This window comes from Achromobacter sp. EG18, assembly GCF_059759395.1.
The window spans coordinates 4,687,100-4,702,334 of the sequence record NZ_CM186213.1 but is presented as its reverse complement, the minus strand read 5'-3'; the positions used below and the strand labels follow the sequence as shown (position 1 = coordinate 4,702,334).

At 68.3% G+C, this 15,235-nt stretch carries 11 protein-coding genes; 8 read left to right on the top strand and 3 right to left on the bottom strand.

Annotated elements, in window-relative coordinates:
* Nucleotides 1-11: 11 nt before the first annotated feature.
* The 4 genes from AC6CR5_RS21625 (at nt 12) to AC6CR5_RS21610 (ending at nt 7,037) form a co-directional block, all read left to right on the top strand.
* Nucleotides 12-1,226 carry an efflux RND transporter periplasmic adaptor subunit gene (locus tag AC6CR5_RS21625; RefSeq protein WP_006387253.1) on the top strand — a complete coding sequence of 405 codons (1,215 nt, stop codon included), beginning with the start codon at nt 12-14 and terminating at the stop codon, nt 1,224-1,226.
* A 16-nt stretch (nt 1,227-1,242) separates the two neighbouring features.
* The gene (locus tag AC6CR5_RS21620; protein ID WP_498084938.1) at nt 1,243-4,428 is read left to right on the top strand and encodes a CusA/CzcA family heavy metal efflux RND transporter; all 3,186 of its coding nucleotides are present in this window, start codon (nt 1,243-1,245) and stop codon (nt 4,426-4,428) included.
* Nucleotides 4,429-4,576: 148 nt separating this feature from the next.
* The gene (locus AC6CR5_RS21615) at nt 4,577-5,608 is read left to right on the top strand and encodes a glycosyltransferase family 2 protein (protein ID WP_020925546.1); all 1,032 of its coding nucleotides are present in this window, start codon (nt 4,577-4,579) and stop codon (nt 5,606-5,608) included.
* Entirely contained in the window at nt 5,592-7,037 is a 1,446-nt protein-coding gene (locus tag AC6CR5_RS21610) for an ArnT family glycosyltransferase (RefSeq protein ID WP_026383686.1), read from the top strand. The genes AC6CR5_RS21615 and AC6CR5_RS21610 overlap by 17 nt, the downstream gene beginning before the upstream one ends.
* Before the next feature lie 12 nt (nt 7,038-7,049).
* On the opposite strand, the gene speB is transcribed toward AC6CR5_RS21610, so the two are convergent.
* The gene (gene speB, locus AC6CR5_RS21605; RefSeq protein ID WP_006387249.1) at nt 7,050-8,096 is read right to left on the bottom strand and encodes an agmatinase; all 1,047 of its coding nucleotides are present in this window, start codon (nt 8,094-8,096) and stop codon (nt 7,050-7,052) included.
* On the bottom strand, nt 8,093-9,493 hold the full coding sequence (locus AC6CR5_RS21600) for a sodium:solute symporter family protein (RefSeq protein WP_054446010.1): 1,401 nt from the start codon (nt 9,491-9,493) through the stop codon (nt 8,093-8,095). Before AC6CR5_RS21600 ends, speB begins: the two co-directional genes overlap by 4 nt.
* Nucleotides 9,494-9,743: 250 nt before the next feature.
* Between AC6CR5_RS21600 and AC6CR5_RS21595 the strand changes: the two genes are divergently transcribed.
* From AC6CR5_RS21595 to AC6CR5_RS21585, 3 genes are all read left to right on the top strand, one after another.
* Nucleotides 9,744-10,661 (top strand): LysR family transcriptional regulator, encoded by a 918-nt coding sequence (locus tag AC6CR5_RS21595; protein ID WP_006387247.1) that lies wholly within the window; start codon nt 9,744-9,746, stop codon nt 10,659-10,661.
* 62 nt (nt 10,662-10,723) lie between these two features.
* Entirely contained in the window at nt 10,724-11,554 is an 831-nt protein-coding gene (gene panB / locus AC6CR5_RS21590; protein WP_448684597.1) for a 3-methyl-2-oxobutanoate hydroxymethyltransferase, read from the top strand.
* A 65-nt stretch (nt 11,555-11,619) separates the two neighbouring features.
* On the top strand, nt 11,620-12,729 hold the full coding sequence (locus AC6CR5_RS21585; RefSeq protein ID WP_448684596.1) for a YcjF family protein: 1,110 nt from the start codon (nt 11,620-11,622) through the stop codon (nt 12,727-12,729).
* Nucleotides 12,730-12,759: 30 nt separating this feature from the next.
* On the opposite strand, the gene ocd is transcribed toward AC6CR5_RS21585, so the two are convergent.
* On the bottom strand, nt 12,760-13,827 hold the full coding sequence (gene ocd, locus AC6CR5_RS21580; protein ID WP_107316285.1) for an ornithine cyclodeaminase: 1,068 nt from the start codon (nt 13,825-13,827) through the stop codon (nt 12,760-12,762).
* A gap of 471 nt (nt 13,828-14,298) precedes the next feature.
* Between ocd and AC6CR5_RS21575 the strand changes: the two genes are divergently transcribed.
* Nucleotides 14,299-15,231, top strand: a complete 933-nt coding sequence (locus AC6CR5_RS21575; RefSeq protein WP_172561415.1) for an N-carbamoyl-D-amino-acid hydrolase — start codon at nt 14,299-14,301, stop codon at nt 15,229-15,231.
* The last annotated feature ends 4 nt before the right edge of the window (nt 15,232-15,235 follow it).

Sequence of the window (15,235 nt, the reverse complement as noted above, 5' to 3'; positions counted from 1 at the left end):
CCTACCTTCCCATGACCATGCATACCGCGCTCTCCGCCTTTACCCGTCCGGCGCTGGCCGTCGCCCTGTCCGCCGCCTGCCTGCTGGCGCTGGCCCTGCCAGGGCCGGCCCTGGCCGATGCCGGGCACGGCCAGGCCCCCGCCGGCTCCGATACGCGCGTTGCCGCCGACAGCACGGCCACGCCGCAAGACCATGATGAAGACAAGATCACGCTGAGTCCCGAGCAGATCCAGGCCGCCGATCTCGGGATCGAAACGGCCGGTCCCGCGCGCCTGGAGACGACGGCGCAATTTCCCGGCGAGATCAAGTTCAACGCCGACCGCACCGCGCACGTGGTGCCGCGGCTGGCCGGCGTGGTGCAGGAAGTGTCGGCGGACCTGGGCCAGCAGGTCCGGAAGGGCGATCTGCTGGCGGCGCTGTCGAGCACCGCGCTGTCGGAACTGCGCAGCGAATGGCTGGCCGCCAGCAAGCGCCGCGACCTGGCCGCCGCCACGCACCAACGCGAACTCAAGCTGTGGCGCGAAAAAGTGTCCGCCGAGCAGGACTACCAGCAGGCCCGCACCGCGCTGCAGGAGGCGCAGATCGCGGTGCAGAACGCCGCGCAGAAGCTGGCGGCCATTGGCGCGCCGCCGCAGTCCAAGGACCTGAGCCGGCTGGAGATCCGCGCGCCGTTCGATGGCGTGGTGGTCGAAAAACACATCGCCCTGGGCGAGGCGCTGGCCGACACCGCCAGCATCTTCACGCTGTCGGACCTGCGCACCGTCTGGGCCGAGTTCGTGATCGCGCCCAAGGACCTGCAGGACGTGCGCGTGGGCGAAGCCGCCAGCGTCGCCTCGGCGGCCTTCTCCGGCCAGGCCCGCGGCAAGGTGTCGTACATCGGCTCGCTGCTGGGTCAGCAGACCCGCACGGCCACGGCCCGGGTCACGCTCGACAACCCCGACATGGCCTGGCGTCCGGGGCTGTTCGTCTCCGTCAACGTGGTCACCAGCAGCGCCGATGTGCCGGTGGCGGTGGCGGCCGACGCGGTCCAGACGGTCGAGAACGAATCGGTGGTGTACGTCGAAGCGCCGGGCGGCTTCCTGGCGCAGCCGGTCAAGCTCGGCCGCGCCTCCGGCGAGCAGGTCGAAGTGCTGTCGGGCCTGGCCGCCGGCACCCGCTATGTCGCGCGCAACGCCTTCGTGCTGAAGGCCGAGCAGGGCAAGGCCAGCGCCAGCCACGCGCACTGAGCCGGAGCATCCAGACATGTTCGAACGCCTGATCCGCTTCGCCATCGAACAACGGTGGCTGGTCCTTTTCGTCACCCTGGGCGTTGCCGCCATCGGGGTCTACAACTACACCCGGCTGGCCATCGACGCCGTGCCGGACATCACCAATGTGCAGGTGCAGATCAACGTCGGCGCGCCCGGCTATTCGCCGCTCGAAACCGAACAGCGGATCACCTATCCGATCGAGACCGTCATGGCCGGCCTGCCCGGGTTGCAGCAGACGCGCTCGCTGTCGCGCTACGGCCTGTCGCAGGTGACGGTGATCTTCAAGGACGGCACCGACATCTATTTCGCGCGCCAGCTGGTCAACCAGCGGCTGCAGGAGGCCAAGGAAAGCCTGCCCGAGGGCATCACGCCGACCATGGGCCCGATCTCCACCGGCCTGGGCGAGATCTACCTGTGGACAGTGGAGGCCGAGCCAGGCGCGAAGAAGGAGGACGGCAGCCCCTACACTCCCACGGACCTGCGCGAAATCCAGGACTGGGTCATCAAGCCGCAGCTGCGCAACATCACCGGCGTCACCGAGATCAACTCGATCGGCGGCTTCGCCAAGGAATACCAGGTGGCGCCCAACACCGAGCGGCTCGCGTCCTATGGCCTGTCGCTGACCGACATCATGGCGGCGCTGGACCGCAACAACGCCAACGTCGGCGCCGGCTACATCGAGCGCAAGGGCGAGCAGTACCTGATCCGCGCGCCGGGCCAGGTGCGTTCCATCGACGACATCCGCGACGTGGTGCTGACCGCCGTCGACGGCCAGGCCATCCGCATCCGCGACGTGGCCGACGTCAGCATCGGCCGCGAACTGCGCACCGGCGCCGCCACCGACAACGGCCAGGAAGTGGTGCTGGGCACGGTGTTCATGCTGATCGGCGAAAACAGCCGCTCGGTGTCGCAGGCGGTGTCGGCACGCATCGACGCCATCAACAAGACCCTGCCGCCCGGCATCAAGGCCGTCACCGTGTACGACCGCAGCAACCTGATCGACAAGGCCATCGCCACGGTCAAGAAAAACCTGGTGGAAGGCGCGACCCTGGTGATCGTGATTCTGTTCCTGTTCCTGGGCAACATCCGCGCCGCGCTGATCACCGCCATGGTGATCCCGCTGTCGATGCTGTTCACCTTCACCGGCATGGTCACGTACAAGGTCAGCGCCAACCTGATGAGCCTGGGCGCGCTGGACTTCGGCATCATCGTCGACGGCGCCGTGGTGATCGTCGAAAACTGCGTGCGGCGCCTGAGCCACGCGCAGGAACACCAGGGCCGGCCCCTGAGCCGCAGCGAGCGCTTTCACGAGGTGTTCGCCGCCGCGCGCGAGGCTCGCCGGCCGCTGCTATTCGGCCAGCTCATCATCATGGTGGTGTACCTGCCGATCTTCGCGTTGACGGGGGTCGAAGGACGCATGTTCCACCCCATGGCGCTGACCGTGGTGCTGGCGCTGCTGGGCGCGATGATCCTGTCCGTCACCTTCGTGCCGGCGGCGGTGGCGCTGTTCATCGGCAAGAAGGTGTCGGAAAAGGAGAACCGCCTGATGCTGTGGGCCAAGCGCCGCTACGCGCCGCTGCTGGACCTGGCGCTGCGCCGCACGCCGCTGGTGCTGGCCGGCGCCACCCTGTTCGTGGCGCTGTGCGGCGTGATCGCCTCGCGCATGGGCAGCGAGTTCATCCCCAACCTGAACGAAGGCGACATCGCCATCCAGGCGCTGCGCATTCCCGGCACCAGCCTGAGCCAGTCGCTGGAGATGCAGAAGCAGCTGGAAACCCGGCTGAAGCAGAAATTCCCCGAGATCGAGCGCGTCTTCGCCCGCACCGGCACCGCCGAGATCGCCTCCGACCCGATGCCGCCCAACATCTCCGACGGCTACATCATGCTCAAGCCCAAGGATCAATGGCCCGCCCCGCGCAAGACCCAGGCCGAGCTGCTGCGCGCGATCCAGGAAGAGGCGGCGCAGATGCCGGGCAACAACTATGAGTTCTCGCAACCGATCCAGCTGCGCTTCAACGAATTGATCTCCGGCGTGCGCAGCGACGTGGCCGTCAAGATCTTCGGCGACGACAACGACGTGCTGAACCGCTCCGCCGCCGAGGTCGCGCAGGTACTGCAGGCCATTCCCGGCGCCTCCGAAGTCAAAATCGAGCAGACCACCGGCCTGCCGGTGCTGACGGTCAACATCGACCGCGCCCGCGCCGCCCGCTACGGCTTGAGCCTGGCCGACGTGCAGGACACCCTGGGCATTGCCATCGGCGGCCGCGAAGCCGGCACCTTCTTCCAGGGCGACCGCCGCTTCGACATCGTGGTGCGTCTTCCGGAAGCCGTGCGCGAGAGCATCCCGGCGCTGCGCAAACTGCCCATCGCCCTGCCCAGGAGCGAGGGACAGGCGCAGACCGCCTACATCCCGCTGTCCGAGGTGGCCAGCTTCGACCTGGCGCCCGGCCCCAACCAGATCTCGCGCGAGGACGGCAAGCGCCGCATCGTCGTCAGCGCCAACGTGCGCGGCCGCGACCTGGGCTCCTTCGTGGCCGACGCCGAGGCGGCGCTGGCCGAGAAGATCAAGGTCCCGGCCGGCTACTGGACCGCCTGGGGCGGCACCTTCGAACAGCTGCAGTCCGCGGCGCAGCGCCTGCGGATCGTGGTGCCGGCGGCGCTGCTGCTGGTGTTCGGCTTGCTGTTCGCCATGTTCGGCAACATCAAGGACGGCCTGATCGTGTTCACCGGCATTCCCTTCGCGCTGACCGGCGGCGTCATCTCGCTGTGGCTGCGCGGCATTCCGCTGTCGATCACCGCGGCGGTGGGCTTCATCGCGCTGTGCGGCGTGGCGGTGCTGAACGGCCTGGTGCTGCTGTCGTTCATCAGCTCGCTGCGCGAGTCTGGCAAGCCGCTCGACCAGGCGGTGCGCGAAGGCGCCCTGACGCGCCTGCGGCCGGTGCTGATGACCGCGCTGGTGGCCTCGCTCGGCTTCGTGCCCATGGCGATCGCCACCGGCACGGGCGCCGAGGTGCAGCGGCCGCTGGCCACGGTGGTCATCGGCGGCATCATCTCCTCGACCATCCTGACGCTGCTGGTGCTGCCGGCGCTGTACCGGCTGATGCACCGCAAGGATGCCGAGGAGGCGGAGCTGGCGGAAAGCGAGGCGCAACGCCAGGAACGGCCCGCCGCCGGATGAACCGGCGGGGCCATGCCCACGGCCTCGACCCTTGCGCAAATGTAATGTCGCCGTCCGGAAGCTGTCGAAGACGGCCCAATAAAGTGGCGAAACGCCGGCGCTTCACGGCCGGCGTGGCCCGTCAGCTCCACCTGAAAGTACCCAGACAATGCGTCCCTATCCTGATCTGCCGACCTTGCCACGCACCCCGCCGCGTCCGGTGCAGGTCTCCATCATCATTCCCTTCCTGAACGAACGCGAGGTGCTGCCCCTGTGCCACGCGCGGCTGCGGCAGGTGCTGGACGCCCTGGGCGAACCCTGGGAAATCGTGTTCGTCGACGACGGCAGCCAGGACGGCAGCGCCGAATACCTGGCGGGCCTCATGGCGCGCGAGCCCGGGCTGAAGCTGGTGCGCCTGAGCCGCAACTTCGGCAAAGAGGCCGCCATGACGGCGGGCCTGGAGCATGCCACGGGCGCGGCTGTTATCCTGCTGGACGCCGACCTGCAGGACCCGCCGGAACTGATTCCGGACATGGTGCGGGCCTGGCGCGAGGGCGCCGACGTGGTCTGCATGCGGCGCCGCAGCCGCGCGGGCGAAAGCTGGCTCAAGCGCGCCTCGGCCTATGCCTACTACCGGCTGCTCAGCCGCCTGAGCCGGGCCGCGATCCCGCCGGACACCGGCGATTTCCGCCTGATGAGCCGGCGCGCGGTCGACGCGCTGCTGCGGCTGCCCGAGAGATGCCGCTACATGAAGGGCCTGTACGCCTGGATCGGCATGCCCACCCGCGTCATCGACTACGACCGCGCTCCCCGCGCCGCCGGCGCCACCAAGTGGAACTATTTCGCGCTGCTGCGCCTGGCGATGGAAGGCATCACCTCGTTCTCCACCGCGCCGCTGCGCTGGGCCACGGCCGCCGGCGTGACGGCCGCCTTGCTTGGGGCGCTGTTTGGCCTGGTCATCATCTTCAAGACCCTGATCTTCGGCGACGACGTCGAGGGCTACCCCTCGCTGATGGCCATGATCACATTCCTGAGCGGCATCCAGCTGATCACCATCGGCCTGCTGGGCGAATACATGGGCAAGACCTACATGGAAGCCAAGCAGCGGCCCGTCTACCTTGTGAGCGAGGTGCAGCACAGCGCCGCGGCGGTCCTGCCGCTGGCCGACACCGGCAAGGGTCCGCATGCGGTTAACTTCTAGGGGCCTGCTGCTGGGTCTGGGCGTCATCCTGGCGTTGCGCCTGCTGGCAATGACGCTGATGCCGCTGGCCGACACCTCCGAGCCGCGCTATGCCGAAATCGCCCGCCTGATGGCGGCAAGCGGCGACTGGATCACGCCCTGGTTCGAGCCGGGCGTGCCATTCTGGGGCAAGCCGCCGCTCGCGTTCTGGGCGCCGGCGCTGTCGATCCGGCTGCTCGGCCTGTCGGAACTGGCGGTGCGCCTGCCATCGTGGCTGGCCATGCTGGGCGTGCTGGCGCTGGTGCATGCGTGCGGCCGCCGCCTGCACGGCGAACAGGCGGCGCGCTGGGCCACGCTGCTGTTCGCCACCATGCTGCTGCCGTTCGCCAGCGCCGGCGCGGTGCTGACCGACGCGTTCCTGGCGCTGGGCATCACGCTGTCGATGGTCTCCTTCCTGCTGGCGCCACGCGAGCCCCGCCCATGGTGGCGTTATGGATTCTTTGCAGGCCTGACGATCGGCCTGCTGTCCAAGGGGCCGCTGGCGGTGGTGCTGACGGCCGCCGCGATCGTGCCGTGGATGCTGTGGCACCGCAATGGACGCGCACAGCTGCAAGCCCTGCCCTGGGCCAGCGGCATCGCCCTGACGCTGATGCTGGCGCTGCCCTGGTACATCGCCGCCGAACTCAAGACGCCAGGCTTCCTGCGCTACTTCATCATCGGTGAACACTTCCTGCGCTTCGTCGATCCGGGCTGGCAGGGCGACCGCTACGGCTCGGCCCACCAACGGCCTTACGGCGCCATCTGGCTGGACTGGCTGCTGGCGACCCTGCCATGGGGCTTGGTCTGGCTTGGCCTGTTGCTGTGGCCGCGTCGCCAAGCGCCGCTACGCCGGCGCGTGCCGACGGCCTTGCGCGACCCAGCCACGACCTACCTGCTGGCCTGGGCGCTGGCCACGCCGGCCTTCTTCACGCTGTCGGGCAACATCCTGTGGACCTATGTGCTGCCGGCGCTGCCGCCGGTGGCGCTGGCGCTCGGCAACCAGGCCAGCCAGTGGCGCGCGGCGCGCCCGGGCAGGCTGCTGCTGGCGGGCATGGCGCTGGCGCCGGCCGCCGCGCTGGCGCTGGCGCTGCTGGCATGGGCCCGGCCGGTTCACTACAAGACGGAGAAGCAGCTGGTGCAACAGGCCGAAGCCGCCATGCGGGAAGGCGACAGGCTTTACTTCGTCGACAGCCGCCCGTTCTCGGCCCGCTACTATTCGCGCGATACCGCCGGTCTGATCGAACCCGCCGACCTGGCCGCCGTGCTGCCGGAACCCGGCCAGCGGGTTTTCCTGGCGGTCCCCAAGGACGAGGCTGGCAGCTTGCTGGCGGGCTGGCACGGCACGGTAACGCCTCTGTACTCGAGCCGGCGCTACACCTTGCTGCGGGTGGCGGGCGCCACTGCGCGCTGAAGCGCCAGCGTCTCAGCGCGGGCCGCGCAGCCGCATCAGGCTAAGGATCTCGAACAGGATCTGCGCCCCCGCATGCGCCGTGTTGGCGGTGGCGTCATACGACGGCGCCACTTCCACCAGGTCGCCGCCAACGATGTCCAGGCCCGCCAGCCCCCGCAGCATGGCCTGGGCCTCGCGCACCGTCACGCCGCCAACCTCGGGCGTGCCGGTGCCGGGCGCGAAAGCGGGATCCAGACAATCGATGTCGAACGACACATACACGGGCGCGTCGCCGACGATGGCTCGCGCCTGGGCGATGATGGCGTCCACCCCAAGCCGCGGAATGTCCTCCGCATGGATCACGGTCATGCCGGATTCATACGAGAACTCCCACAGGTATTCGGCCGATCCACGGATGCCGATCTGGATCGTGCGCGTCGGGTCGAGCACGCCTTCCAGCACCGCCTGGCGGAATGGCCCGCCGTGATGGAAGCGGCTGCCGTCGAAGGGGCCGCCGGTGTCGCAATGCGCATCGAAATGCACCAGCGCCACGGGCTGCCGGGCGCCCAGCGCCCGCAGGATGGGCAGTGTCACGGAATGGTCGCCGCCCACCGAGAGCGGCGCGACACCGGCTGCCACGAGTTTCTCGTAGGCCGCGTGGATGTCCTCGTGCGACTGTTCCAGGCTGTAGCGGCTGCGCATCGGCACGTCGCCGATGTCGGCCACGCGCAGCTCGCGCACCGGCGCGCACTTGAGCGCATGGTTGTAGGGGCCGACCCGCTCGATGGCGCGCAACGCGCGCGGCCCGAAGCGACAGCCGCTGCGGTTGCTGGCGCCCAGGTCCATCGGCACGCCGAGCAGCGCCACCTGCAGGTCGCCGAAATCCGGTTGGGTCCAGTCGACCTGCCGCGCCGGCGCGTCGAGCAATGTCGGCATGCCGGCGTAGGGCGCGCTGCGGGTGCCGCTGTCGTCGATGACGTTGGCCGCCACCGCCCGAAAGTGCGGATCGTGGATGACGGCTTCGTTGGCGCCGCCGAACCGGGCGCGCAACGCGGCCAGCTTCTCCGGGGTGAAACTCATGGGGTGCTCCTGGAAGATGAATCGCCGTGAACCGGCGCCGCCGCCTGTCCGATCAGGCTGACGATGATGAAACTGACGGCGCTGACGGCCAGGCTGGCGTAGATCGGCGTGTTGGCCGCCAGGCCGTCGCGGATCATGAAGCCGATCGCCGTGGCGCAGCCCAGCAGCATGCTGGCGATCGCGCCGGCGGTCGTTCCACGGCGCCACCAGATGGCGCCCAGGATCGGCACCAGCATGCCCCCGACCAGCAGGTTGTAGGCGCAGGTCAACGCGTCCAGCACGTCGTCGACCACCAGCGCGATGCCGAGCGTGGCCAGGCCGACCAGCAGCGTCATCAGGCGATGGCTGCGCACGTGGGTAAAGCCGCGGCCGCCGCGCAAGGCCGGCAGCAGGTCCTCGGCCAACACGGTGGAAGAGGCCAGCATCGCCGCGCTGGCGGTGGACATCATCGCCGCCAGCGCCGCCGCGATCACCAGGCCGCGAATGCCAGCCGGCAACTCGGCCTGGACGATGGCGGCAAAGGCGTTGTTGACGTTGTCCAGGTCGGGCAGCAAGACCCTGGCGGTCATGCCGATCAGCGCGCCCACCAGGCCATAGACGATGCAATACAGCCCCGCCGCCGCCCCCGCCAGCCTCGCCACCCGCTCGCTGCGGGCGGTAAAGACGCGTTGCCAGATGTCCTGGCCGATCAGGATGCCGAAGAAATAGATCAGGAAGTACGTCACGATGGTGGGCCAGCCGATCGCGGTCGGCTCGAAGCTGGCCGCCGGCAGTTTCGCCACCAGTTGGTCCCAGCCGCCGACCCGCGACAGGCAGATCGGCAGCAGCACGGCCATCAGGCCGACCGTCTTGATCAGGAACTGCACGATGTCGGTCAGGGTCAGCGACCACATGCCGCCCACCGCCGAATACACCACCACCACGCCGCCGCCCACCAGGATCGCCAGCCAGAATGGCATGTCGAACAGCACCTGCATCACCGTGCCGGTCGCGATCACCGAGGTCGCGGCCAGCATCAGCGCGTAGGCCATCATCACCAGCGCGCTGACATGCCGGGTGCGCGCGCTGTAGCGGAACTCCAGGATCTGCGTCACGGTGAAGATGCGCAGCTTCAGCAGCGGCCGGGCCAGGAACACGTTCAGCACGATGATGCCCAGGCCCAGCATGGCGCACAGCCAGAACCCCGAGATGCCATGCACATACCCCAGCCGCACCGTGCCGACGGTGCTGGCGCCGCCCAGCACCGTGGCCGCCATGGTGCCCATGTAGAAGGCCGGTCCGAGATTGCGCCCCGCCACCAGGAAATCCTCGTGCGTCCTGGACCGCCGCATCCCATACCACCCCAGCAACAGCATCGCGGCCAGGTAGGCCACGACTACACCGATGTCCAGAACCATGTTCTTCCCCTTGTTTCGTCACGTGCGGCATGGGCCATCGAGCGCCGCCGGCAAAACAGCTATTGAAATAGAAGTGAATCTGGAAAATTCATCCTTCCAGACCCCGGTTCGCGCGCTTGCCGGCGCCAGCGCCGGCCTTGCATCGAATCGACAACCCGGGTGGAATAATAGAAATCCGGGCTTTTTCCATCCATGCCTAGTTCGGAAAATTCACATCGATGTTCATCGATGTTTTGTCGGTGATTACCCTATGCTCTCGAACGTTTCCGACCTCGACCTGCGCCTGATCCGCGTCTTCCTCACCATCGTCGACGCCGGCGGCGTCTCCGCCGCGCAGGCGCTGCTGGGGGTGGGCCAGTCCACCATCAGCAGCCAACTGGCCACGCTGGAGACCCGCCTGGGTTTCACCCTGTGCGAACGCGGCCGCGGCGGCTTTCGCCTGAGCGCCAAGGGGCAGCGCTTCGACAAGCTGGCGCGGCGCGCGCTGGCCTCGCTGGACGACTTCAGCGCGCAGGCGCGCAACATGCACCGGCAACTGGTCGGCAACCTCACGCTGGGCCTGATCGGCAACGCCACCATGGCGCAGAACGCGCGCATCGGCCACGCCATCGAGAAATTCCGCCGGCGCGACGAAGCGGTGCGCCTGTCGGTGCTGATCCGCAGCCCGCGCGAACTGGAGGAACTGATCCTGAAAGACGAAATGCAGGTGGCCATCGGCTATTTCCTGCACCGCGTGCCGATGCTGGACTACACGCCGCTGTTCCAGGAAAGGCAGGTCGCCTACTGCGGCGCCAGCCATCCGCTGGCGGCGCGCGCCGGCCGCGTCACCGAAGCGGACATCGCCGACGCCGACTGGACCTGGCGCACCTATCCGCTGCCGGAATCGTCGTTCGCCGGCCGCCCGCGTCACATCACCTCGGAAGCCGACAACATGGAGGCCGCGCTGATCCTGATCCTGTCGGGCGCGCACCTGGGCTACCTGCCCGAGCACTACGCCGCGCCGTACGTGACGGCCGGCCTGCTGCACGCGCTGGATGCCGACGCCTATCACTACGACGTCGAAATCAGCATGGTGGCCAAGCGGCGCAGCCACCTGGATGACATCGCCGCGGCCTTCCTCGAAGACATGCGCGCGGCGCTGCTGGCTGCGCCGGACGCCACGCCGTGATATACCTGTGCCGCGCGCGGCGCCCGTCCACGGGCCTTGCGCGCCGCATACCAGGAGCCCGCATGTCCACTACCGCCACCCTGAATTCCGCCGCCGGCGCGCCGCGCCGCATGACCGTCCCGGCGTTTCGCGCCCGCAAGCGCGCCGAACCCCTGGTCATGCTCACCGCCTACACCGCGCGCATGGCCGAACTGCTGGATCCGCACTGCGACGCGCTGCTGGTGGGCGACAGCCTGGCGCAGACCATCTACGGCCTGCCGTCCACCGTGCCCGTCACGCTGGACATGATGATCGCGCACGGCGCCGCGGTGGTGCGCGGCGCGCGCCAGGCCCTGGTGGTGGTCGACATGCCGTTCGGCAGCTACGAGGAAAGCCCGGAGCAGGCCTTCCGTTCGGCCGCCCGCGTCCTGAAGGAAACCGGCGCCAGCGCCGTCAAGCTGGAAGGCGGCCAGGCCATGGCGCCGGCGATCGCCTATCTGTCGGCGCGTGGCATTCCGGTCATGGCGCACATCGGCCTGACGCCGCAGGCGGTCAACATCCTTGGCGGCTATGGCGCCCGCGGCCGGGGCGATGCCGAATACGCCCGCATCGCCGCCGACGCCACGGCGGTTGCCGAGGCCGGCGCCTTCGCCGTGGTGATCGAAGGCGTGGTCGAGCCGCTGGCGCTGGCCATCACCGAGGCGATCGCCTGCCCCACGATCGGCATCGGCGCCTCCGCCGGCTGCGACGGCCAGGTGCTGGTGGTGGACGACATGCTCGGCATGTTCGAGCGCACCGCCCGCTTCGTCAAACGCTACGACACCCTGGCCGACCGCATCCAGGCGGCCGCGCGCGATTACGCCGCCGACGTGCGCGCGCGCCGCTTTCCCGAGTCGCAGCACCTGTACAGCTGAATCCGGCCCGCGCGCTTTTATCGCTAGAATCAAGCCATGCCTGTTTCCCGCGCCCGCCGCCTGCCATGAATCCGCCCCGCCACGACACGCCCCAATTGCAGGACGCCATCGCCGATGCGATCAGCACCGCCACGCGCGGCGCGGGACGCGTCAACATCCTGGTGGCCGGCAAGACCGGCGTGGGCAAGAGCACGCTCATCAACGCCGTGTTCCGCGGCGAGCTGGCCAAGACAGGCGCCGGCAAACCGGTCACCCAGACCACGCAGGAATTCTCGCGGCCCGGCCACCCCCTGACCATCATCGACACCCGTGGCCTGGAAGTGGGCGACTACACCCGCTCACGCCAGCAATTGGCCGACCTGATCCGCGAACGCTCCGCCGCGGATGACCAGGACCGGCACCTGCACGCCGCCTGGCTGTGCATCCAGGACAGCGGCCACCGCGTCGAAGACGCCGAAATCGAACTGAGCGCCCTGCTGGCCGACGCCGGCATCCCGGTTATCGTCGTGCTCACCAAGGCGCGCAAGAACAGTCCTTTCCTGGAACAGGCGCGCGCCCTGTTGCCGCGCGCGCGCCAGGTGGTGGCGGTACGCGCGCTGCCCGAACGCATCGAGGAACTGGACGCGGACCTGCCGCCGATGGGACTGGACGCGCTGATCGAAGCCACCGCCCAGTACATCCCCGAATCACAGCAACGCGCTTATGCCAATGCGCTATCGACCCGCAACCAGAAAGCCCTGGAAGTAAAAAAAAAGCGGGCTGAAATAGAAGTGAACATCGCGGCCGGACTGGCCGCGTCCGCCGCCGCCGCGCCGATTCCATTTTCCGATGCGGTGGCGCTGGTGCCGATCCAGGTCGGCATGATCGCCAAGATCGGCATCACCTTCGGCATGGAGCTGAACACCGCCGCCATCAGCACGCTCGTCACTTCCTCGCTGGGCGCGTCGGCGGCCACGCTGATCGGGCGTTCGGTGGTGTCGGGCCTGCTCAAGTTCATCCCCGGCGCCGGCAGCGCCGTGGGCGGCACCATCGCCGCCACCACCGCCGGTGCCATCACCAAACTGCTGGGCAACGCCTATGTCGCGGTGCTGTACGACTTCTGCCAGAAGCATCCGGGCCAGGATCTCGACATCCCGATGATCACCCAGGCCTTGAAGCAGCGCATGAAACCGTGACAGCCCGCGCGCGGCGCGCCACGTCCCGCGTCAGTCCCTGAGCAGCGCCTGCGTGTCGCGGGCCGCCTGGACGGTGGTCTGGCGGGCACGCACCAATCCGAACAGATCCTTCGGATCGGCCAGTTGCGGCGCCACTTCGACGCGCGTGCCGATGCCGTGCTTGAGCGCGCTGTCGCGCAGCCAGCGCAGCGCCGAAAAATCCTCCAGCGCAAAGCCGACCGAGTCGAACAAGGTGACGTCGCGGGCATCGCCACGCCCGGCGCACTGGCCCGTCAGCACGCGCCACAGTTCGGTCACGGCGAAGTCCGCCGGCATCTGCTGCAGATCGCCTTCGATGCGGGTCTGCGGCTCGTACTCGACGAACACCGGTCCGGCGCGCAGCACGTCCGCGTGCAGCTCGGTCTTGCCGGGGCAGTCGCCACCCACCGCATTGATGTGCATGCCCGGCTCGATCATATCGGCCGTCAGGATGGTGGCGTAGGCCTTGTCGGCCGTGACGGTGGTCACGATATCGGTTCCCGCGACCGCCGCGGCAATGCTGTCGAAACGACGCAGGCGCAGCCCCGCCACACCCGCCAGGTTGCGCGCCAGCTTGTCGGTGGCGGCGCCGTCAACGTCATACAGATGCAGGGTGTCGATACCCAGGATGTGATGGAATGCCAGGGCCTGGAACTCGCTTTGCGCGCCATTGCCGACCAAGGCCATGCGGCGCGATCCCGGACGCGCCAGGGCGCGCGCGGCCAGGGCGGAGGTGGCGGCGGTCCGCAGCGCGGTGGTCAACGTCAGTTCGCTGATCAGCAGCGGTTCGCCGGTGCTGACCCGCGCCAGCGCGCCAAAGGCCATCACCGTGCTCAGCCCGGCCAGCGGATTGCCCGGATGGCCGTTGACGTACTTGAAACTGTAGAGCTCGTGGTCGGCGGTGGGCATCAGTTCGATCACGCCGGCCGCCGAGTGGCTGGCGACGCGCGCGCTCTTGTCGAACTCCTGCCAACGCAGGAAATCGGCCAACAGATAATCCAGCAGGTCTTCGAATACCTTGCGCGGGCCCTGCGCGGCCACGATTTTCGCGACGTCGGTGGTGGTGAGCAGTGTCGTCATTATTTTCCCCTGATGTATCGGTAGGGAAATTCTGGCCGATGGGCCGGTCAATGCCTAGCGTCCACTTTCCACACAAAACGCGGCGAACTTGCCATTCTGGCAACGGCCGATGCCACTTGTCGCAATCCGGCCGCGGCGCCGCCGGATCCAGGCTGCCCGGATATAGAAATATGCATGGCGCCCATGCCTGCGCGTTATGCATGGCGGACGCGATTTCCTGCCGCAATGCGGCAAATACGTCGACATATCAAGCGCTTGGCGCGATGCCGCGGCACCCGCGAGCCGCTTCGCGGCCGCCGCCGCCGGGTTTGTCGTTTCCCGCCCGCACATGCATGCTTGAGCCTGCGGCGACGCGTCGGGACGGCTTCCGGCGCGCCCGCGCGCCCCATAACGCACACACCGCCCGCATGCAGCATGCCCTGAGCGGACCTGGAGATCGATATCGTGAGCAATGCATCCCCCGCCCGCAAGATGGGCCTGGCCGTCGCCCAGATGGGCGCCGTCAATCTTGCCGACAGCCGCCAGGCCGTGGTCAAGCGCCTGGTCGAGATGCTGCGGGAGGCCGCCGGCCGCAAGGCCGAATTCGTGGTGTTCCCCGAACTGGCGCTGACCACGTTCTTTCCGCGCTATTGGATGGACGACGCCGAGGCGGTCGAGCGTTTCTTCGAGAAATCCATGCCCAACGCCGACGTGCAGCCGCTGTTCGACACGGCCCGGGAACTGGGCGTGGGCTTTTACCTGGGCTATGCCGAACTCACCCCCGAAGGCCGCCAGTTCAACAGCGCCATCCTGGTCGACCGTAACGCCCGCATCATCGGCAAATACCGCAAGATCCACCTGCCAGGCCATTCCGACCACAAGCCCGACGCCCCCTTCCAGCATCTGGAGAAGAAATTCTTCGAAGTCGGCGACCTGGGATTCGGTGTCTGGGAAATGGACCGCACCCGGATCGGCATGTGCCTGTGCAACGACCGCCGCTGGCCCGAAACCTACCGCGTCATGTCGCTGCAGAGCGCCGAGCTGATCGTGCTGGGCTACAACACGCCGTCACTCAATATCCATTGGGACGAGCCCGCGCACCTGCGCACCACCACGCACGAAATCGTGCTGCAGGCCAGCGCTTATCAGAACGCGGTCTGGATCGGCGCCGCGGCCAAGTGCGGCCACGAGGACGGCCATCACATGATCGGCAGTTCCATGATCGTGGCGCCGTCCGGTGAAATCGTGGCGCGCGCCAGCAGCGAGGAAGACGAAGTCATTACCGCCCGCATCGACCTCGGCCTGGGCCAAGCCTTCCGCGACCACGTGTTCAATTTCGCCAAGCACCGCAGCCCGCAGCATTACCGGCTGATCGTCGAACGCACCGGCGCCGGCGATCCCCTGCCCACCGCCCGACCGGATTGACCGC